The organism is Bradyrhizobium sp., assembly GCF_047605465.1.
GTDB lineage: Bacteria > Pseudomonadota > Alphaproteobacteria > Rhizobiales > Xanthobacteraceae > Bradyrhizobium.
On the sequence record NZ_JASGFS010000052.1, the window covers coordinates 1 to 19,961 of the forward strand.

General features: G+C 64.4%; 17 protein-coding genes and 2 rRNA genes. 10 read left to right on the forward strand and 9 right to left on the reverse strand.

What is annotated here, in order from left to right:
* The 4 genes from QM712_RS27655 to QM712_RS27670 form a co-directional block, all read left to right on the forward strand.
* Positions 1-104: ribosomal RNA gene (locus tag QM712_RS27655) — 23S ribosomal RNA — on the forward strand; the annotation flags it as partial.
* Between the two features lie 104 nt (positions 105-208).
* Positions 209-323: ribosomal RNA gene (gene rrf, locus QM712_RS27660) — 5S ribosomal RNA — on the forward strand.
* A gap of 333 nt (positions 324-656) precedes the next feature.
* Positions 657-1,244: a hypothetical protein gene (locus QM712_RS27665; RefSeq protein ID WP_415026325.1), complete on the forward strand. Its 588-nt coding sequence runs from the start codon at positions 657-659 to the stop codon at positions 1,242-1,244.
* Positions 1,245-1,540: 296 nt separating this feature from the next.
* On the forward strand, positions 1,541-2,119 hold the full coding sequence (locus QM712_RS27670) for a hypothetical protein (RefSeq protein WP_415026326.1): 579 nt from the start codon (positions 1,541-1,543) through the stop codon (positions 2,117-2,119).
* Between the two features lie 86 nt (positions 2,120-2,205).
* On the opposite strand, the gene QM712_RS27675 is transcribed toward QM712_RS27670, so the two are convergent.
* From QM712_RS27675 to QM712_RS27705, 7 genes are all read right to left on the reverse strand, one after another.
* On the reverse strand, positions 2,206-3,297 hold the full coding sequence (locus QM712_RS27675; RefSeq protein ID WP_415026327.1) for a TRAP transporter substrate-binding protein: 1,092 nt from the start codon (positions 3,295-3,297) through the stop codon (positions 2,206-2,208).
* A 511-nt stretch (positions 3,298-3,808) separates the two neighbouring features.
* Positions 3,809-5,122, reverse strand: a complete 1,314-nt coding sequence (locus QM712_RS27680) for an NAD(P)H-dependent oxidoreductase (RefSeq protein WP_415026328.1) — start codon at positions 5,120-5,122, stop codon at positions 3,809-3,811.
* 165 nt (positions 5,123-5,287) lie between these two features.
* Positions 5,288-6,088 (reverse strand): phytanoyl-CoA dioxygenase family protein, encoded by an 801-nt coding sequence (locus QM712_RS27685; protein WP_415026329.1) that lies wholly within the window; start codon positions 6,086-6,088, stop codon positions 5,288-5,290.
* Between the two features lie 152 nt (positions 6,089-6,240).
* A complete protein-coding gene (locus QM712_RS27690) occupies positions 6,241-6,918 on the reverse strand; it encodes a GntR family transcriptional regulator (RefSeq protein ID WP_415026330.1) in 678 nt (225 codons plus the stop codon).
* A 232-nt stretch (positions 6,919-7,150) separates the two neighbouring features.
* Positions 7,151-8,407: a M20/M25/M40 family metallo-hydrolase gene (locus QM712_RS27695; RefSeq protein ID WP_415026331.1), complete on the reverse strand. Its 1,257-nt coding sequence runs from the start codon at positions 8,405-8,407 to the stop codon at positions 7,151-7,153.
* 411 nt (positions 8,408-8,818) lie between these two features.
* Complete coding sequence (locus QM712_RS27700) at positions 8,819-9,631, reverse strand: alpha/beta fold hydrolase (protein WP_415026332.1); 813 nt, start codon at positions 9,629-9,631, stop codon at positions 8,819-8,821.
* Positions 9,632-9,633: 2 nt separating this feature from the next.
* The gene (locus QM712_RS27705) at positions 9,634-10,452 is read right to left on the reverse strand and encodes an alpha/beta fold hydrolase (RefSeq protein ID WP_415026333.1); all 819 of its coding nucleotides are present in this window, start codon (positions 10,450-10,452) and stop codon (positions 9,634-9,636) included.
* 134 nt (positions 10,453-10,586) lie between these two features.
* On the opposite strand from QM712_RS27705, the gene QM712_RS27710 reads away from it, so the two are divergent.
* A complete protein-coding gene (locus tag QM712_RS27710; protein WP_415026334.1) occupies positions 10,587-11,129 on the forward strand; it encodes a methylated-DNA--[protein]-cysteine S-methyltransferase in 543 nt (180 codons plus the stop codon).
* A gap of 121 nt (positions 11,130-11,250) precedes the next feature.
* On the opposite strand, the gene QM712_RS27715 is transcribed toward QM712_RS27710, so the two are convergent.
* Entirely contained in the window at positions 11,251-12,795 is a 1,545-nt protein-coding gene (locus tag QM712_RS27715; RefSeq protein ID WP_415026335.1) for an acyl-CoA synthetase, read from the reverse strand.
* A gap of 185 nt (positions 12,796-12,980) precedes the next feature.
* Positions 12,981-14,153 (reverse strand): acetyl-CoA C-acetyltransferase, encoded by a 1,173-nt coding sequence (locus QM712_RS27720; protein WP_415026336.1) that lies wholly within the window; start codon positions 14,151-14,153, stop codon positions 12,981-12,983.
* A gap of 156 nt (positions 14,154-14,309) precedes the next feature.
* On the opposite strand from QM712_RS27720, the gene QM712_RS27725 reads away from it, so the two are divergent.
* From QM712_RS27725 to QM712_RS27745, 5 genes are all read left to right on the forward strand, one after another.
* Positions 14,310-14,969, forward strand: coding sequence for a TetR family transcriptional regulator (locus tag QM712_RS27725; RefSeq protein WP_415026337.1), 660 nt, complete (start codon positions 14,310-14,312; stop codon positions 14,967-14,969).
* 56 nt (positions 14,970-15,025) lie between these two features.
* Entirely contained in the window at positions 15,026-15,784 is a 759-nt protein-coding gene (locus QM712_RS27730; protein ID WP_415026338.1) for an SDR family NAD(P)-dependent oxidoreductase, read from the forward strand.
* Between the two features lie 186 nt (positions 15,785-15,970).
* Entirely contained in the window at positions 15,971-16,777 is an 807-nt protein-coding gene (locus tag QM712_RS27735; protein WP_415026339.1) for an enoyl-CoA hydratase/isomerase family protein, read from the forward strand.
* Between the two features lie 44 nt (positions 16,778-16,821).
* On the forward strand, positions 16,822-18,693 hold the full coding sequence (locus QM712_RS27740) for an AMP-binding protein (protein WP_415026340.1): 1,872 nt from the start codon (positions 16,822-16,824) through the stop codon (positions 18,691-18,693).
* A gap of 95 nt (positions 18,694-18,788) precedes the next feature.
* Positions 18,789-19,916: an acyl-CoA dehydrogenase family protein gene (locus QM712_RS27745; protein ID WP_415026341.1), complete on the forward strand. Its 1,128-nt coding sequence runs from the start codon at positions 18,789-18,791 to the stop codon at positions 19,914-19,916.
* Positions 19,917-19,961 lie beyond the last annotated feature (45 nt).

Genomic DNA, 19,961 nt, shown 5'->3' on the forward strand with positions numbered 1-19,961 from the left:
ATTCCCTTGAGAACCGTGGAAGACGACCACGTTGATAGGCCGGATGTGGAAGTGCAGTAATGCATGTAGCTTACCGGTACTAATCGTTCGATTGGCTTGATTGCTCTCATTTTCAGTGTCCATAGGATCGAGAAGATCCCGACCAGAGTGAGAGGCGCTAGTCGCCAAACAAAAGATCGCTTGCTTCGTTTTTCTTGTCCTTCGCCGGCCTGGTGGTTTTAGCGAAGAGCCTCAACCCGATCCCATCCCGAACTCGGCCGTTAAACTCTTCAGCGCCAATGGTACTATGGCTTAAGCCCTGGGAGAGTAGGTCGCTGCCAGGCCTGCCAAGGACAAGAAATTCTCCTCTTTCGATGTTCGAAATCAAAAACGCCGCTTCCGGCAACGGAGGCGGCGTTTTTTTATGCGCGCGAAAGCCGCGTCCGCTGCATCTTTCCGTCACGATCGGCGTTCAGCATGCGAACCGAACATGGTCCGCAGCGACTGGCTCTCCGCCGGCATCGGATTTCCTGTACTCTCATTCAGTTGAACGCTGTCGGATGCGAGTTCATGGGCCATTCACGTCGCGGCCGGTAATCGAGTTCCGTCCTAGAAACTTGGCGATCAAAGATCCTGGCAATCAGAGATCTGGCAATCAAAGATCCGAGGAGACTTCCATGCCTGCGTTGCTTCGTCCCCCCCTCACCGCGTTCGGCGTTGCGTGCCTGATGTCCGTGGCAACACTCGCCTCCTCCGGTGTGGCCTTCGCACAGGCCAAGCAGCAGGCCGCTCCCGCCCAGGCTGCACCGGCGCAGCCGCCCGCCCTCAAGCAGATCGCGTTGACCGACAAGCAGCTCGATGGGGTGCTGGCGGCACAGAAGGACATGGATGCGATCACGGAAAAGCTCCCGGAAAATACCGCGCCCGACCAGAAAGTGATCGCCCAGCTCGACGGCGTCGCCAAGAAGCACGGCTTCGTCAGCTACGACGATTACAACAACGTCGTCGACAACGTCAGCCTCGTTCTCGGCGGCTTCGACCCGGCGACGAAGAAATATGTCGGCCCCGAAGCCGTGATCAAATCTCAGATCGCTCAGGTCGAAGCCGACAAGAAAATGCCGGCCAAGGACCGCAAGGAAGCGCTCGATGAGCTCAACCAGGCGCTGAAGACGCCGGCGCCCACGATCGAGAACAAGGGCAACATCGACATCGTCGCGAAGTACTACGACAAGCTGGTCGCAGCGCTCGGCGACGACCAGAACTGACGATCCGGACCGGATCGCCGCCGGCTCGCATTTCGCACGCCGCAAGCTCCGCCGTCATGTCCCGTCATCGGGCCTCGCATTCGGCGAGCCCGATGACAGGCGCCGGCGGAGCATCCAGTCCGGCGCGCCCGCGTGGCGAGAATCCGCGCACGAATCCCGGCTTGTAGGATACTGGATCGCCCGCCTCCTCGGGCGATGACGCGGACAGCTTCCGCTCTGTCCGCTCCATCATCCGTCCGGGGTCAAGCCCGTCATGCCGTCCATCGTTCGCTTCCCAAAAGTCCCACGGAGAGTCCATGCGCGAATTCTTTCGTCCCTTCGTCGCCACGCCGAAACTTGCCTGTCTCGCCTTCGCGCTCACTCTGGGCTCGGCGCAAATCGCGCTCGCGCAGGCGCCGAAGCCGGCAGCGGACCAGGCCGCGCAGGCGCCCGCACTGAAGCAGATCGCGCTGACCGAGAAGCAGATCGAGGCTGTGCTCGCAGCAAAGAAGGATTTCGACGCGCTGGCTCAAAAGATGCCGGATAATGCTGCGCCCGACGAAAAGGGGCTCGCGCAGCTCGATGCTGCGGCGAAGAAGAACGGCTTCGCCGATTACGCGGAGTACGCGACCGTCGCCGACAATATCGGCTTGGTGTTGGCCGGCATCGATCCCTCGACCAAGAAATATGTCGGAGCCGAAGCGGTCCTCAAGGCACGGATCGCGGCGATCCAGGCGGACAAGAAGATGCCGGCTGATGACAAGAAGGAAGCGCTCGCCGAACTCAACGGCGCGCTGAAGTCCGCGCCGCCGGCGGTGACGATCAAGGGCAACATCGATCTCGTCAGCAAATATTACGACAAGCTCGCCGAGGCCATGGTTGACGACACCGACTGAGGGAACGACATACGCGTGATATAGGAAAGCCCCGGAGAGATCTCCGGGGCTTTCGTCGTTTTCGGTCTTGCAAGATGTTCAACGTCTCACGTCTTGGTCCGCATCCGCGCCATGAAGCTGTCGTAGCTCAGCTCGGCGACCTGGGTCCAAGGCAGCGAGTCGTTCTTGTACGCCATCATGCTCGCATACATCTTGCCGAAATGCGCGTTGGTCTTGGAGAGGTCGGCATAGATCTCGTTGGCCGTGGTGTAGCAGGCCTCGAGCACTTCCTGCGGGAAGCCCTTGAGGATCGCTCCGTTCACGATCAGCCGTTTCAGCGCCGGCGCATTTACCGCATCGTATTTGCCGGTGATCCAGGTGAAAGTATCGCGTGATGCCGCATCGATCGCCGCCTGGTAATGCTTCGGCAGCGTGTTCCACTTGTCGATGTTCATGATGTTGTGGCCCTGGCTCGTGCCCTCCCACCAGCCGGGATAGTAATAATACTTGGCCACTTTGGCGAAGCCGAGCTTTTCGTCGTCATAGGGGCCGACCCACTCCGCCGCGTCGATGGTGCCCTTCTCCAGCGCCGGATAGATGTCGCCGCCGGCGAGCTGCTGCGGCACCACGCCGAGCTTGGCGAGGATCGTCCCGGCGAATCCGCCGATGCGCATCTTCAGGCCCTTGAGGTCGTCGACCGATTTGATCTCCTTCCTGAACCAACCACCCATCTGCGCGCCGGTGGATCCCGTTGGAATGCCGTAGACGTTGTGCTCCTTCAGCAGGTCGTTCACGAGATCCTGCCCGCCGGCCCACAGCAGCCACGAGATCTGCTGGCGCGTGTTCAATCCGAACGGCAACGCCGTGGCGAATGTGAAGGCGGGATTCTTGCCCCAATAGTAGTAAAGCGCGGTGTTGCCGATTTCGACCGTACCGTTCGACACGGCGTCGAGCACCTGCAGTCCCGGCACGATCTCGCCGGCCGCAAAAGGCTGGATCTGGAATTTGTTGTCTGTGATGTCGGCGACCTGCTTGCAGAAATACTCGCAGCCGCCGTAGAGCGTATCGAGTGCCTTCGGCCAGCTCGTGGCGTACCGCCATCTGACCTCGGGCGAGGATTGTGCGATCGCGGGCGCGGCGATCGTGGTGCTTGCAGCCAGGCTGACGCCCGTCACTTTCAGAAATTCACGACGTTTCATGCGTACCCTCCGTGATGTCGATGCTTCGACCGGGGAACGATCTTCGTGTCGCTTTTTCTTGGTCGAGACCGACCTTTGTTTGCTTGAGACTTTGTGAGCGCTTCCGAAACGGCCCCTCAAGGGCTCTTTTGGCTGGAATTCCGATCGTTGCGGTTCCGCAGCCGACGATGACCGGGCGCCTTACGATAATCAAGCCTCATGCCGTGCTCGCAACTGCGAACGCCGGCCTGACGCAAGCAGAAGCCGTCGGAGGCTGCTGCGCGATGAGGCAACGACATGGGGGGACGAGCATGGCGGCCAGGAAAGTCATGGCCGCCGGCGCAATCGGCCCGATCGCAACGCCTTGCGACACTTCGGCACATCGGCCTCTTGCGAGGCTGCTGCGCTGTCACGGCGAAAGCCGTGTGATGTCCGCGGCGGACGTCATGCTGCGATTGATCCGACCAATGCTGCCGATCACAGCCGCGCTGCGTCGGAATACGCTTGAAAGATGTGCTCGCGAGGAGGCGTCCTAGCCTTCCTTCGCGAATGCCGTCTCCATCGCCTTGCGTGTTTTGATCGTCTCGTTGTTGGCGTCGAACTCGACGTCGCTCCAGCGCACGATCTCCCCATGCGCGACGTCGTGCTTCAGCTTGAGGCGATGTGCGAGGCCGATCGGCAGAGCGCCGGCCTTGAGGCTCGCGGCCGCCGGTACCAGCTTGCCCCACACCGTGTAGCCGCCTTCACCGTCCAGCATCTCGCCGGCGCGCAAATGACGCTTGGCCACGGAAGCGACATCGCCGCGGAAGCCGTAGGGCTGGCCGGTCGGCTCGCCCCGCAGTGCGGCCGAGAGCACCGATATGTTCAGTTCGAGCCCGATCAGATGATACGGCTTGTACATCGCGGCAAAGCGCCCGCTGGCGTCCGTCTTCAATCCATATTGCTTGAAGCAATCGGCTGCGTAGTCGTTCGGCGCTTCCAGCACGACATAGACGCCCCAGCGCAGATCGCGAAACACCGGACGTCCGTCGCGCTCGAGCGAGGAGACGACCTCAACGACGCCGGAGCGCTCCAGCACGCCGCCCTTGTCGCCGGGACGCATGATGTGCGGCAGATCATCGACGCCGCAGGGCGGAAACAGCAGGCCGCCTTTCGGTACGTCGAGGCCGCAGGCGTTCGCGATCGCCGCCATCTCGATCGCCGACTTGGTGCCGTCGAGGAACGAGTTGAACATCTGCGGGTTCATGCCGGCCGACTGCGCTTCGCCGGCGGTCAGGCCGTAATGCTGCCAGACGCCGTCAGGCGTCACGTCGTGATAAGCCGGCAGATATTTCGTGCCCTTTCCGGCGGCAACCACGTGAAAACCGGTGGCGCGGGCCCAGTCCACCATTTCCGCCGTCAGCGCCGGCTGGTCGCCATAAGCGAGCGAGTAGACCACGCCGGCCTTGCGCGCTTCCTCCGCGAGCAGCGGGCCCGCCAGCACGTCGGCCTCGACATTGACCATCACGACATGCTTGCCGGCCGCGATCGCCGCGCGCGCGTGCTTGATGCCGACGGCCGGATTGCCTGTCGCCTCCACCACCACATCCATTGCGCCGCCGGCAATGGCGCGCGCACCGTCGTCGGTGAAGACGGTCGCTGCGATGCGCTCGGCGCTCCAGCCCACGGTCCGGCAGGCCTCGCGCGCACGGTCGCGGTCGATGTCGACGATGATGGGAACTTCCAGTCCCGGCGTGTGCGGCACCTGCGCGAGAAACATCGAGCCGAATTTGCCTGCGCCGATCAGCGCGACACGAACAGGCTTGCCGGCGGATGCGCGGGCCTGGAGGAGGCGAAACAGGTTCATGAGGAATATCCGGTGATACCAAAATTCGTGAGTTGCGTGTCTCTATCAGTTCGTCATGGCCGGGCGTGACGAGGCCATCCAAGTCTGCCGCGCCGAATCCAGGGAGAACGTGGATGCCCGGGACAAGCCCGGGCATGACGCCTGAGAATCCGGCACGAGGCCTTTCTACTCCGCGGCCTGCCGCGGTGCCCGCGCCAGCCGCAGCAGCGCGTCGTCGTCGACGGTCTTGATCGGCGCGAAATCGCGATGCGCGATGTACTCCGGCCGGGTCGGCGTTCGGATGTAGTTCGAGACCGCGTTCAGCGTCAGGTACACGATCTTACGCGGGTAGGGCGTGATGTTGCCGGCCGAGCCGTGGACGAGATTGCCGTGGAACATCAGCATGCCGCCGGGCTTGCCGGTCGGCGCCACGATGCCGCCCTGCTTGACGAGGCGGGTCACCGTGGCTTCGTCGAGCGTCCACAGCGGATAGGACGTGGTGGCAAGGTCGTGCGCGGCTTCGAGGTCGCCGGCGTTCTGGCTGCGCGGCACCAGCATCAGGGGACCGTTGATCGGCATCACCTCGTCGAGGAAGATCGCGATGTTCATCGCGCGCGGCTCCGGCATTCCGTCGTCGCGTTTCCAGGTGCCGTAGTCCTGGTGCCATTGCCAGACGTCGCCGGTGAAGGCCGATTTCGCGTTGATCTTGAACTGATGCATGTAGACCGGCTCGCCGAACAGCTGCTCGACCGGGTCGATCATGCGCGGATGCGCGCCGAGAACGCCGAATGCGTCATTGTAGAGATGCGCGGCAAAGGCGGTGCGCGGCGCACCGCTCTTCTCCCGCCAGACCTCGGGTCGGTTGGCGTCGTAGATGCCGACCGCCTCGCGCGCCAGGAAATCGACCTCCTCCTGGCTGAACAGCTCGGGCAGGAACAGCCAACCCTCACGGTGGAAGAACTCCAATTGCTCCTGAGACAGTTTCATGGGTCGTCCTCCTTGGTTTGTTCATTATGTTGTTCGTTATTGTCATTCCGGGCGCGTGAAGCGCGAGCCTGGAATCCATTTCGCCGCAGCGTATGTCGTCCGATGGATTGCGGGCTCGCGCCATGCAGGCCCCGGAATGACGGCGTTCGCGGCTACGCCGCCGCGTCTTCCGTCGCCCTCAATCTCTCCTCGGTCATTCGTCCCGCCGTCTGCGCATGTGCAAGCGCTGCGCGTTCGGCCGCTTTCGCGTCACCTGCAAGGATGTGGCCGGCGATATCGGCATGTTCGGCCCAGGCGCTGCCGCGATAATCGAGCTCCGACAACACGGTCGCCATCGAGCGGCGCATGTGCGGCCATTGCGGCGCGATCGTCTCCTCGATCACCGGATTTCCCGCGAGCTGATAGATCGCGCGATGGAACGCGACGTCGAGCGCGATGAGTTCGGTCAGCGACGTGTTGCGATTGATCTTGCGTCCGGCGGCGAGCGCCGCGTCGAGCCGCGCGCGTCCCGCTGCATCGCTCGCCGCGCGCTCGGCCGCCAGCCAGGCCGCCAACGCGTCGATTGCACCACGCACCTCATAGAGCTGACGAATGCGCGAAGGGTCGAGCTGTGTGACCTCGAAGCCGCGTCGGCCGCTCTCGGCGACGAGTCCCTGCCGGTGCAGCAGATGCAGCGCATGGGACACCGGCTGTCGTGACACGCCGAGCTTGTCGGCGAGTTCATTCTGCCGGATGCGCTGGCCGGGCTGCAGCGTGCGGTCGGTGATCGCTTCCAGGATCCGTGCATAGACCTGGTCGATCAGGTTCGGGAGCGGGTCGAGAGGGATCACGCCGGCAACTCCGAAGAATAAAAGGGAATACGGAATTCCGTATTCGAAGGTACAGCCCGGCGATGGGGGCGTCAAGCATCCCGCCGTCCCGCCCCGCGTGACGCCGCTTTGGGTTTGCTAAGTCATTGATATTATTTGAGGCGGTCTACTGTGCATGGGGTTGTTTTGGCCGAATGGCCGGGCCCGTGCCGGGCCGCGGCCATTCGCGAGGTCCACTTGGCCTCGCAGGACGCTACCGCTTCTTTCCCTGCTCGATCAGGATCCGGCTCATCAGGTACAGCCGCGGCACGATCGAGTTGGTGTCGATGAATTCGTCGCGCGCATGATAGCCGAACCCGGCTAGGCCGAAGCTCTCGACCACCACCGCCTTGCCGCTGCGGTTGGCGAAGCCCGCGTCGGTGGCACCGCCGGTCATCTCGACGATGTCGAGCTTGCGGTCGATCTCGGCATAGATCGCTTGTCCCTCCTGCGCCAGCGCGCGGCCGCGATCGCTGGCGACGAAGGGCGGGCGCCCCGCCGTGATCGTCACGGTCGTCTCGGTATCGGGCACGAGCTTGTCTTTCAGCTTGGCATCGATCGCCGTCTGCAGCTTGGCGATGCCGTCGGGAATGGTGAGGCGGATGTCCGCGCCGGCCTCCGCCTTGTCCGGGATCTGGTTGCGCACCGTCCCGGCCTGCGCCGTGGTCCAGTTGAGCTGCGTGCCCGGGATCGACTTGGCGATGTCCCGGGTCTGCATCAATTGATGCGCGAGCTCGATCAGCGCGTTGCGTCCGAGATCGGGCGCGGCGCCCGCGTGCGATGCGCGGCCCTTCACCTCCATCTTCGCGGTCGCGGTGCCGCTCGCCCCCAGCAGCAGCGAGTCGTTCTTGGCCGGCGGCGAGGCTGCCGTCGGCTCGCAGGAGAGCACGACGTCGTGCTGGTCGGCGAGCTCCGAGATGATCTCGCCCGAGCCGATCGAGCCGACCTCCTCGTCCGGATTGAACGAGACGGTGAGCTTCGCATAGTCCTTCCAGCCGGCGTCCTTCAGGATCTTCAGCGCGTGCAGCACCACGGCGATGCCGCCCTTGTCGTCGGCGATGCCGGGGCCGAAGATCTTCGTGCCGTCGACATGATACGGCTCCGTCGCGAGGATGCCGCGCTGATAGACCGTGTCCATATGCGCGATCAGCATCAGCTTGCGCGTGCCCGTGCCTTCGAACGTGGCGATCACCATGTCGGCGCGCGTGCCCGCGGTGGTCTTGCGCCGCTCGGTGCTGGCGCCCAGCGCCTTGAGGCGTGCCTCGGTGAAGTCGGCCATCTTCTTCAGGCCTTCGGCATCACCGCTGCCGCTTTCGATCATCACCATGTCGTGCAGCGTCTCGATCAGCGGCGCCTTCTCCTGCTCGGCCGCGGCCTTCAGCTTCTCGTCGGCGGCTGCAAGCGCGGACGTGGCGCCGGCGGCAAGGCCGAGCAGGGACAAGGCGAGCAGGGCAGTGAAACGGGCTGTCATGGGGCATCCTTTCGCGTCTTGAGCGCCGGCACTGCGCGCGATTGGACCGCAGCGTAGCATCGGGGCCATTCGGATACCACGCCGCTCTGGCGCACCGGCAGGTCGACATCGAGTGCTGCGATCCGCCGGGCATCGTCGATGGCGTCGAATGCGACGATGCAGTCGCCACCGGACGTGAGGCGCGGACGTCCACCGGGTTGACCGGCGATCGAGATGCCGGTCGGCGTGTGAATGTGAGGTGCGCACCGGTTGTACACACCCTCGCCCCGCTTGCGGGGAGAGGGTTGGGGTGAGGGGGAGTTTCCACAGGGACGGTGACAGCTGGACTCGCGGAGGCTCCCCCTCACCCGGATCGCATCTTGCGATGCGACCCGGCCTCTCCCCGCGAGCGGGGAGAGGCGAAGAGTTCGCCTATTCCGCCAGGAACGTGTTGACGACGTCGCCGAATTCCTGCGGCGCCTGCTCGAACATCCAGTGGCCGGCATCGGGGATCACCGCCGTCCTGCTGCCGGCGATGTGTTCGGCCAGCGCGCGCCAGATCACCGACAGGCTGCCTGTGGTGGCGCCGCCGCCGATCAGGAGCGTCGGCGTCCTGATCGCCTGCGCGTCGGCGAGCATATACGGTTTGCGCTGTTCGTTGATCTGGCCGAGGAAGGTGAGCGTGTTGTCGCGGAGCTGCTGCTTGGCCGCCGCCGGCACGCGCCGCCAGGAGCCGTCGCCTTCGATGCCCTCGTAGAAATTCTTCACCGCGCCGTCGATGTCGCCGGCGCGGATCATCTCGACCGAACGGATCGTCTTCGCGGCCAGCGGTGGGTGTACGGGCGTCCCTGGCGGCAGCGGCAGGCTGGCGTCGAGATCGCCGCCCGGCTCGGCCAGGACCAGCTTGCGCACGAGATCGGGACGAGCTTGCGCGACGCGAAACGCGATGTGCCCGCCACGCGAATGCCCCATCAGGTCGACCGGCGCGGGCCTGACCTGCTCGATGAAGGCGATCATGTCGGACACATGCTGCGCCATCTTGTAGTCGTCGCCCACTGCATCCCAGTGCTCGGGGAAGAAGTGCCGCAGGCTGACCGCGATCACGCGATGCGCCTTCGACAGCGGGCCGAGCACCGAATACCAGGTGCGGAAATCGCCGAGCGTGCCGTGCACGCAAACCAGCGGAGGCCCTTCTCCAACCTCGAGATAGGCCATGTCGTAACCGTTGACGCGAAATGTCTGCATGATCAGCTCGCCAGGAAGTCCAACACCACTTCGGAATATTTCTGCGGCGCCTGCTCGAACATGGGATGCGTCGCATTCGGGATGATCGCCGTCCTGGAGTAGGGGACGTGCGCGGCCAGGGCGTGCAGCACCTTCGGCAGCAGGCCCTTGGTTCGCGCCCCCAGGATGAACAGCGTCGGCATCTTGATCGATTCCGCGTCCGCCTTCGAGAAGGGCGGGCGGTTGTCGCGGACCTGCCCGATCAGGGTGTAGGCATTGTCGCGCAGATTCTGCTTCACCATCGCCGGCAGCCGCGGCCAGGTGCCGGGACCTTCCAGCGTGTCGACGAACAAGGCGAGGCCGCCGTCGACATCGCCGGCGATGATCTTCTCGGCCGAGGCCGTGAAGCGCGCCAGCAGCGGCGAGGGGCCGCCGGCATGATCGGGGTCCAGGCTCGCATCGAGCTCGCCGCCCGGTTCGGCCAGGATCAGCCGCCGGAGCAGGTCGGGCCGCCGCTGCGCCACGCGGAAGCAGATGTGGCCGCCCCTGGAATGGCCCATCAGGTCGACCGGGCCGAGATCGAGCTTCTCGATGAAGGCAATGACGTCGTCGACATGCTGGGCGATCGAATAGGTGTCGCCGATGCCGTCCCATTGGGCGGGGAAGAAGTGCCGCAGGCTGACGCAGATCAGCCGATGCCGCTGCGTCAGCGGCCCGAGCACGCAGCCCCAGACGCGGAAGTCGGACAGCGAGCCGTGCACGCAGACCAGCGGCGGCCCGGACCTGGCTTCGCCCACATCGAGATAGGGCATGTCGTATCCGTTGACGTGGAGGCTTTGCATGGCCGCTCGCAGGACGGGAGGAACTCCTGTGCAAGATTCCCGGAAACCGGGTGGATCGCAACTATTTCCAAGCCTAGATTTAGCCTTGGATCAAAGTGGGGGCCTGCGACGGGACGCAAGCCAGGATTTCAGTCATGACCGACCAGCATTTCACCCTGTTCGAGACCAGGATCGGCCTCTGTGCCATCGCCTGGGGTCCGCGCGGCATCAACGGCACCCAGCTCCCGATGGGCGGCGAGGAGAAGATCCGTACCCGCATCCATCAGCGCCACCCCGACGCCAGCGAGGCCGAGCCGACCGTCGAGGTGCAGCACGCGATCGACCGGATCGGAAAACTGCTCGCCGGCGAGCCGGACGACCTGACCGACATCCCGCTCGATCTCGACGGCGTGCCCGACTTCAACCGCGGCGTCTACGAGATCGCCCGCACCATTCCACCCGGCAAGACGATCACCTACGGTGACATCGCCAAGCAGCTCGGCGGCGTCCAGTTGTCGCGCGACGTCGGCCAGGCGCTCGGCCGCAACCCGTGCCCGATCGTCGTGCCCTGCCATCGCGTGCTGGCGGCCGGCAACAAGCCCGGCGGCTTTTCTGCGAATGGTGGCGTCGTGACCAAGCTGAAGATGCTCGAGATCGAAGGCGCGCTGGTGAACCACACGCCGAGCCTGTTCGATTGATTGCGGATGCTCGTCCGGCGCGTCATGGCCGGGCTTGCCCCGGCCATCCACGTCTTTACCGCAGCACAGAGAACGTGGATGCCCGGGACAAGCCCGGGCATGACGTAAACGATGGTCACAGCTAGATCTTCGCCGCCGTCTTCGGCCAATATTTGTCGCGCAGATGCCGCTTCACCAGCTTGCCGGTCGGCGTGCGCGGCAGCTCGGCCTCGAAATCCACCGAGCGCGGGCATTTGATCGCGGAGAGGCGCGTCTTGCAGTAGGCGATCAAATCGGCCTCGAGCGTCTTGCCGGCGCGCTTGAGGTCGTGCGGCTGCACTACGGCCTTCACCTCCTCGCCCATCTCCTCGTTCGGCACGCCGAACACGGCGACGTCGGCGACATCGGGATGGGTGATGAGGACGTCCTCGGTCTCCTGCGGGTAGATGTTCACCCCGCCCGAGATGATCATGTAGGACTTGCGATCGGTGAGGTAGAGGAAGCCGTCCTGGTCGAGATAACCGACGTCGCCGAGCGTCGACCAGCCCTTGGCGTTGTAGGCCTTCTTCGTCTTCTCGGGATCGTTGTGATAGGTGAAGACGGGCGCATCGGCGAAATAGACCGTACCGATCTCGCCCGTGGGCTGTTCCTCGTCGTTCTCGTCCAGGATCTTGATCTTGCCGACCACGGCGCGACCGACGCTGCCGCGATGCTCCAGCCATTGCGTGGAGTTGCAGACGGTGACGCCGTTGCCCTCCGAGCCCGCGTAATACTCGATCAGGATCGGTCCCCACCATTCGATCATCTTCGCCTTGACGTCGACCGGACAGGGCGCGGCGGCGTGGATCGCGCCTTTGAGCGTCGAGACGTCGTAGCGGTTGCGGACATCGTCGGGGAGCTTCAGCATGCGCACGAACATGGTCGGCACGAGTTGAGACTGCGTGACCTTGTATGTCTCGACCAGCCTCAGGAAATCCTCGGCGTCGAAATGCTCCATGATGATGGAGGTGCCGCCGAGCACGACCGCCATCATGTTGAAGCGCAGCGGAGCCGCGTGATAGAGCGGCGCCGGCGAAAGATAGGTGCTCTCCGCGTTCATGCCGCACATGTCGGCGCAGAGCACGCGCAGGAAAGCGTTGGGCTCGTCGATGGGCTTGCCCTCGAACTCCTTCTTGATGCCCTTGGGGCGCCCGGTGGTACCCGACGAATACAGCATGTCGTAGCCCGCGACCTCGTCCGCGATCGGCGTCGTCGGTTGGGCTGCGGCTTCCTTGTCGTAGGAGCGGAAGCCCGGCAGGGGATCGTCGACCATGTAGAAGACCGGCCCGCCGGCCGCGCCCTTGATCAGGCCTCCGATCTGGTCCGCGCATTTCGGCGTCGTGATCACGACCTTGGCGCCGCAGTCGCCGATGATGTAGTCGATCTCGTCCTGCTTCAGATAACGGCTGATCGCTGTGTAATAGAGCCCGCTGCGTTGGGCGGCCCAGCAGATCTCCATGAAGGCGAGACGGTTCTCCATCAGCAGCGCGACGTGGTCGCCGGCCTTCAGGCCGAGGGAGCGGAAGAGCTGCGCGCCCTGGTTCGAAAGCTCGTCGAGCTCTCGATAGGTGATCGCCTTGCCGCTGCCGGCCATCCGGTAGGCGATCTTGTCGGGATTGGTCTTCGCGTGGACGGATGGATGGGTCATGGTCGAGATCTCGCAACAAAACAGGTGTCACCCGGCGAAGGCCGGGATCCATACCCATCGGTCAAGATTGTCGAAGAGCGATGTCGTCCGAGCTGGACTCGCCACGGACCCTTGTGGTCATGGGTCCCGGCCTTCGCCGGGACGACACCTTTCGCGTGGCAACGTCTGAGCGGTGCAACGACCGCTTACAGCCGCTCGACGATCGTCACGTTGGCCATGCCGCCGCCTTCGCACATGGTCTGCAGGCCGTAGCGCTTGCCGCGCTGGTGCAGGGCGTGGACCAGCGTCGTCATCAGCTTGGTGCCGGAGCCGCCGAGGGGATGGCCGAGCGCGATCGCGCCGCCATTGACGTTGAGGCGGGCCGGATCGGCGCCGGTGGTCTTCAGCCAGCCGGTCGGCACCGACGCGAAGGCCTCGTTGACCTCGAACAGGTCGATGTCGTCGATCTTCATGCCGGCCTTCTCCAGCGCGCGCTTGGTGGCGTGCAGCGGCGCGTCCAGCATGATCACGGGATCGCCGCCGGTCATGGTCAGGTGATGGATGCGCGCCAGCGGCTTGACGCCGAGCTGCTTGAGGCCGCGCTCGTTGACGACCATGACGCCGGAGGCGCCGTCGCAGATCTGGCTGGCGCTGGCCGCGGTGAGCCTGCCGTTCTCCGCGATCAGCTTCACGCCCTTGATGCCGTCCAGGCTGACGTCGAAGCGGATGCCCTCGTCGATGTGGTGCGTGTCCTTCGAGCCGTCGGCGCGGGTGATCTCGAGCGGCACGATCTCCTTCTTGAAGTGGCCGGCCTGCGTTGCCGCGATCGCGCGCTGATGGCTGTTGTAGGAGTATTCGTCGAGGTCATCCTTCGACAGGCCGTACTTCTCGGCCATCATCTCGGCGCCGGTGAACTGGCTGAACACGATGTTCGGATACTTCGTCTCGATGCCCGGGCTCTTGTAGTTGCCGAAGCCGTTCTTGGCCGGAAGCTGCGAGGACAGGCCCATCGGCACGCGCGTCATGGATTCCACGCCGGCGGCGATCACCACGTCCATCGTGCCGGACATCACGGCCTGCGCCGCGAAATGCAGCGCCTGCTGCGAGGAGCCGCACTGGCGGTCGATCGAGGTGCCCGGCACGCTCTCCGGAAGCTTCGAGGCCATGATCGCATTGCGCGCGACGTTGTTCGACTGCTCACCGACCTGCATCACGCAGCCCATGATCACGTCCTCGACCTGGGCGGGATCGACCTTGGTGCGATCGACCAGTTCGTCCAGCACCTTGGCGGCGAGATCGGCCGGATGCCAGCCGGCGAGGCGGCCCCCCTTGCGCCCGCCCGCGGTACGCGCAGCGGCGACGATGTAAGCCTCGGCCATTTCGGTTTCTCCCTGGATTGTTCTGGATAGGATTGGGTTGTCGGGGCGGATTTAAGGGACGGACAATCGTTTAGTCAATCGATCAATTAACTCTTGTGATGAGGCGCTGCTTGAGCTTATCTGCGGCCCGCTCATGCGGCGAGAACAGGGATCTCCGTGACTACCAGCGTACCGACCAGGCTTGCGGCGACCAAGAATTCCACGGCAGAGAAATTGCTGGTGGCCGCGAGCGAACTGATGATCGAACGCTCCTCGATCGAGATTTCGCTCTCCGACATCGCGCAGAAATCCGGCGCCAATGCCGCGCTGGTCAAATATCACTTCGGCAACAAGGACGGCCTGTTGCTGGCGCTGCTCGCGCGCGATGCCGCGACCGAGATGTCCAATCTCGAATATCTGCTGGTGCAGCCGATCACGCCGACGGCGAAGCTGAAGCTGCATATCGGCGGCATCATCCGTGCCTACTACCGGTTCCCCTACATGAACCGGTTGATCCACTATCTCCTGCACGAGAGCAGCGCAGGCTCCGCCGACGAGGTCTCGAAGTTCTTCGTCGCGCCGCTGCTCGACTTCCATCGCCGCCTGCTCGCCGAAGGCGTCAGCCGCGGCGAGTTCCGCAAGACCGATCCGGTGCTGTTCTACACCAGCCTGATCGGCGCCTGCGATCACCTGTTCTTCGGCCGGCACGCGATGTCCCGCGCGACCGGCGTCGGCCCGGTCACCGACGAAGTCTGCCGGCAATACATCAAGCACATGGAAACGCTGATCTGCGGCGGCATCCTCACCGCACAGGTGGAAGCTGCCGCGGCCGGATGATCCCGGCCGGAACGTTCAAGTCCAGAGAAGAAACGCCCAAGGAAAGGTAGCTTACGATGCAGTTGAAAGACGTAGCCGTTCTCATCACCGGCGGCGGTTCCGGCCTCGGCGCCGCGACCGCCCGCGCCATGGCAGCCAAGGGCGCCAAGATCGGCGTCATCGACCAGAGCAAGGAGAACGCCGAAAAGGTCGCGGCCGAGGTCAAGGGCGTGGCCCTGCATGCCGACGTCACCGACGAGGATGCGATCAAGGCTGCGATCGCCAAGGCCGAGGCCGCGCACGGCGTCGCCCGCGTGCTGATGAATTGCGCCGGCATCGGCGGTTCGCAGCGCATCGTCGGCAAGGACGGTGTCTATCCGCTGGCGAAGTTCGCGCGCATCATCAACGTCAACCTGATCGGCACGTTCAACTGTCTGCGTCTGTTCGCCGAACGCCTCGTGACCGCCGAGCCGATCGGCGAGGAGCGCGGCGTCATCGTCAACACCGCATCGGTCGCGGCCTACGAAGGCCAGATCGGCCAGATCGCCTATTCGGCCTCGAAAGGTGGCGTCGTCGGTCTCACGCTCCCGGCCGCGCGTGATCTCGCCAGCCAGAAGATCCGCGTCAACACCATCGCGCCCGGTCTGTTCTTCACGCCGCTGCTGATGGGTCTGAACGAAGAGGCCCGCAAGAGCCTGGGCGCCCAGGTGCCGCATCCCTCGCGCCTCGGCGATGCCGCCGAATACGGCGCGCTCGCGGTGCATATCGTCGAGAACCCGATGCTCAACGGCGAGACCATCCGTCTCGACGGTGCCATCCGCATGGCGCCGCGCTAGGCGGTGCTCTTTTTCCTCCCCTTGTGGGAGGAAGGTGGCGCGCTCAGGCGCGCCGGATGAGGGGTCTCTATCCGCGGAGACAGGTCCCTCACCCAGGCGAGTATCTGGTCAGCGACGTAAATGCCCTCTCCCACACGGGGGGAGGGCGCAATAACCGCCACTCAAAGAGCGGATGCAGGAGCGCCCATGTCCCAACCGCTGCTGATCGAACACAATGACGGCGTCGACCGGGTGATGCTCAATCGTCCCGACAGCCTCAACGCACTCGATCCCGCGCTGATCGACGCACTCAACGTCTACTTCCAGGGCCTCCAGCGCAACCGCGATACCCGCGTCGTCGTGCTCAAGGGCGCCGGCAAGAATTTCTGCGCGGGGCTCGATCTCAAGAGCGCGATGGCGCGCCGCGCGGGGCAGCAGGAGCCTCCGGGCGTCACCGAGTCCCTGGACTCGCAGCGACGCATCGCCGACATCGTGATGCTGATGCGGCGTTGTCCGCAGCCGATCCTGGCGCTGGTGCAGGGCGCTGCCGCCGGCGGCGGTTTCGCGCTGGCGCTCGCCTCCGACATCCGCATCGCGACGAGATCGGCGCGGATGAACTGCGCCTTCATCAAGCTCGGCCTCGGCGGCTGCGACATCGGCACCAGCTATTTCCTGCCGCGCCTCGTCGGCGTTTCCGTGGCGTCGGAGTTGATCCTCACCGGACGTTTCATCGGCGCCGAGCGCGCGCTTGCGGTCGGGCTGATTTCGGAAGTCGTCGACGAGGACAAGCTCGACGAAGCAGCCGAGCCTTATGTCGATGCGATGACGTCGGCATCGCCCGTGGGCCTGCGTTTGTCGAAGGAATGTCTCAACATGAGCGTCGATGCGGGATCGCTGGAAGCCGCCATCGCGATGGAGGACCGCAACCAGGTCCTGTGCAGCCGCTCGGAAGAATTTTCGGAAGGCATCAGGGCCTTCCTTGAGAAGCGAAAGCCTGTCTATATCAAGCGCTGAAACGAGAATGATCCGTAAAGGACAGTAATTCCGGGAGACGCAAAATGAGTGGGAGTGCGGCGGCGGTGATGACGAAGCCCGCCTTTCGCAAGGTCGAGTGGCTCAAGCGCGACATCGACGTCGAACGCCGTGGCGACGGCACGGTGGTGCTGAAGTCGCGCATTCCGCTGCAACCCTACGAGAAGCACCTCCCGGCTTCGCTGGCGAAATGGGCGAAGGAAGCGCCGGAGCGCATCTGGCTCGCGCAGCGCGGCGGTCCCAATCGCGAATGGCGCAAGGTCTCCTACGGCGAAGCGAAGCGAACCGTCGATGCGCTGACGCAGGCGCTGCTCGATCTCAAGCTCGACGGCCGGCCGGTCACGATCCTTTCCGGCAATTCGATCGAGCACGCGCTGATGACGCAGGCCGCGATGCAGGCGCGTTCGCCGGCCGCGCCGGTGTCGCCGGCCTACTCGCTGATGAGCCACGATCACGTCAAGCTGAAATACCTGTTCGACCTGATCAAGCCGGCCGTGGTCATGGTGCAGGACGGTCCGATCTTCGAGAAGGCGTTGAAGGCGCTCGATCTCACCGGCGTCACCGTGGTTCACGTCGTGCGGCCTTGCGACGGCATCAAGAGCGTGAGCTTCGCCGAGCTCGCGGCCACGCCGGTCACCGGCGAGGTCGCGGCGTCGATCGCGCAGATCACGCCGCAGACCGTCGGCAAGCTGCTGTTCACCTCCGGATCGACCGGCATGCCCAAGGCCGTCATCAACACGCAGGAGATGATGTGCGCCAATGCGGCAATGATGATGCAGGTGCGCCCGCGTACGCCCGGCGGTTCACTGCCGGTCGTGCTCGACTGGATGCCTTGGAATCACACCATGGGCGGCAATGCCGCGTTCCATCCGGTCTTGGTCGACGGCGGCACGCTCTACATCGACGACGGCCGGCCGATGCCGGGTCAGCTCGAGGAGACGCTGCGAAATCTGCGCGAAATCTCACCCACATATTATGCCAATGTGCCGGCCGGTTACGCTGCGCTTGCCGCCGCGATGGAAAATGACGACGCGCTCTGCCGCTCCTTCTTCAGGAATCTCACGATCATGGGCTATGGCGGCGCGCGGCTGCCTGACGATCTCTATGATCGCATGCAGGCGCTGGCGATAAAGACCACCGGTGAGCGCATCGTTTTCTACACCGGCTGGGGCTCGACCGAGACCGCGCCGACCTCGACCGGCACCTATTGGGACACCGAGCGCGTCGGCCTGATCGGCCTGCCGTTCCCCGGCGTCGAATTGAAGATGGTGCCGTGCGGCACGAAATACGAGCTGCGCCTGCGCGGCGTGAACGTCACGCCCGGCTATTTTGGCCAGCCTGACCTCACCAAGAAGATGTTCGATGAAGAGGGCTTCTACTGCATCGGCGATGCCGGAATCTTCGTCGATGAGTCCGATCCGGTGAAGGGAATCATCTTCGCAGGGCGCGTCGTCGAGGATTTCAAGCTCACCACCGGCACCTTCGTGCATGTCGGATCCTTGCGCACCGACGCGATCGCGGCGGCCACCCCCGTCGTGCACGACGCGCTGGTCGCCGGGCAGGACCAATGCTCGATCGGCCTGCTTGCCTGGCCCAATCTGCATGCGTGCCGTCAACTTGTCGGCAATCCCGATCTCAGCTTCGAGGACGCGGTGAGGCACCCTGAGGTGATCGCCTGCTTCAGGCGTGGCCTTGAGGCGCACAACACGGAATGCGGCGGCGCGAGCAGCCGCGTCATCGCTCGCGCGATGCTGATGGTCGAGCCGCCTTCGATCGACGGCAACGAGCTCACCGACAAGGGCTACATCAACCAACGCGCGGGCCTGGAGCGCCGCGCGGCGCTGGTCGATCGGCTCTATGCGGACAGGCCTGACCAGGACGTGATCGTGCTGAGATGAACAGCTGTTTCCATACGTGTCATTCCGGGGCGCGTGTAGCGCGCCCCGGAAAGACGGGATCAATGAACAAGACGGATCAATGAGGGTAAGCCGCCATGAACTTCGATTTCTCGGACGACCAGAAACAGCTCCGCGACCAGGCGCGCAAATTCCTTGCCGAAAAGTGCGCGCCCAAGGCGGTACGTGCCGTGCTCGACGGCAAGGCGCCCTACGACAAGGACCTGTGGAAGGGGCTTGCCGAAATGGGCTTCCTCGGCGTCGCGATCCCCGAGGAATTCGGTGGCGCCGGTGCCGGCCATCTCGAACTGTGCGTGATCGCGGAGGAAATGGGCCGCGCCAATGCGCCGGTGCCGTTCTCCTCGACCGTGTATCTGGCGGCGGAAGCGCTGCTGATCGCCGGCAGCGATGCGCAGAAGAAAAAGTGGCTGCCCGCGATCGCCGCGGGCGAGGCGATCGGCACGCTGGCGCTGTTCGAGGGCAAGGGCAATCCTTCGCCGAAGAACGTCAAGCTGACCGCCGCGAACGGCGTTCTCAACGGCGTGAAGAAGCCGGTCGCTGACGGTGCCATCGCGGACTTCGCTGTCGTCGCCGCGCGCACGGGATCGAGCGGCCGCGACGGAGACATCTCGCTGTTCCTGGTCGATCTCAAAGCCGCAGGCGTCGAGGTGAAAAGCCTCACCAATCTCGATCCGACCCGCGGACAGGCCGAGATCGCTTTCAAGGATTGCAAGGCCGAGCCGCTCGGCGCGGCCGGCGAAGGCTGGAGCATCCTGACCCAGGTGCTCGACCGTGCCGCGGTGCTCTGTGCTTTCGAGCAGGTCGGCGGCTCCGATCGTGCGCTGGAGATGGGCCGCGACTATGCGCTCGATCGTATCGCGTTCGGCCGCCAGATCGGCTCGTTCCAGGCGGTCAAGCACATGCTCGCCGACATGTATGTTTCGGCGACGCTGGCGCGCTCCAACAGCTATTACGGCGCCTGGGCACTTTCCACCAACGCGGCCGAATTGCCGGAAGCCGCCGCTGCCGCGCGCATCAGTGCGACGCAGGCGTTCCAGCACTGCGCCAAGAACAACATCCAGGTCCACGGCGGCATGGGCTTCACCTGGGAGTTCGACTGCCACATGTACTACCGCCGCGCCAACGCGATGGCGCTCGGGCTCGGCAGCCTGTCCTATTGGGAGGACCAGCTGATCGATCGCATGCGGAAGAAGAACGCGGCGTGATGTCATCCCGGGGCGCCGCAAGGCGGCGAGCCCGGAACCTCGGTT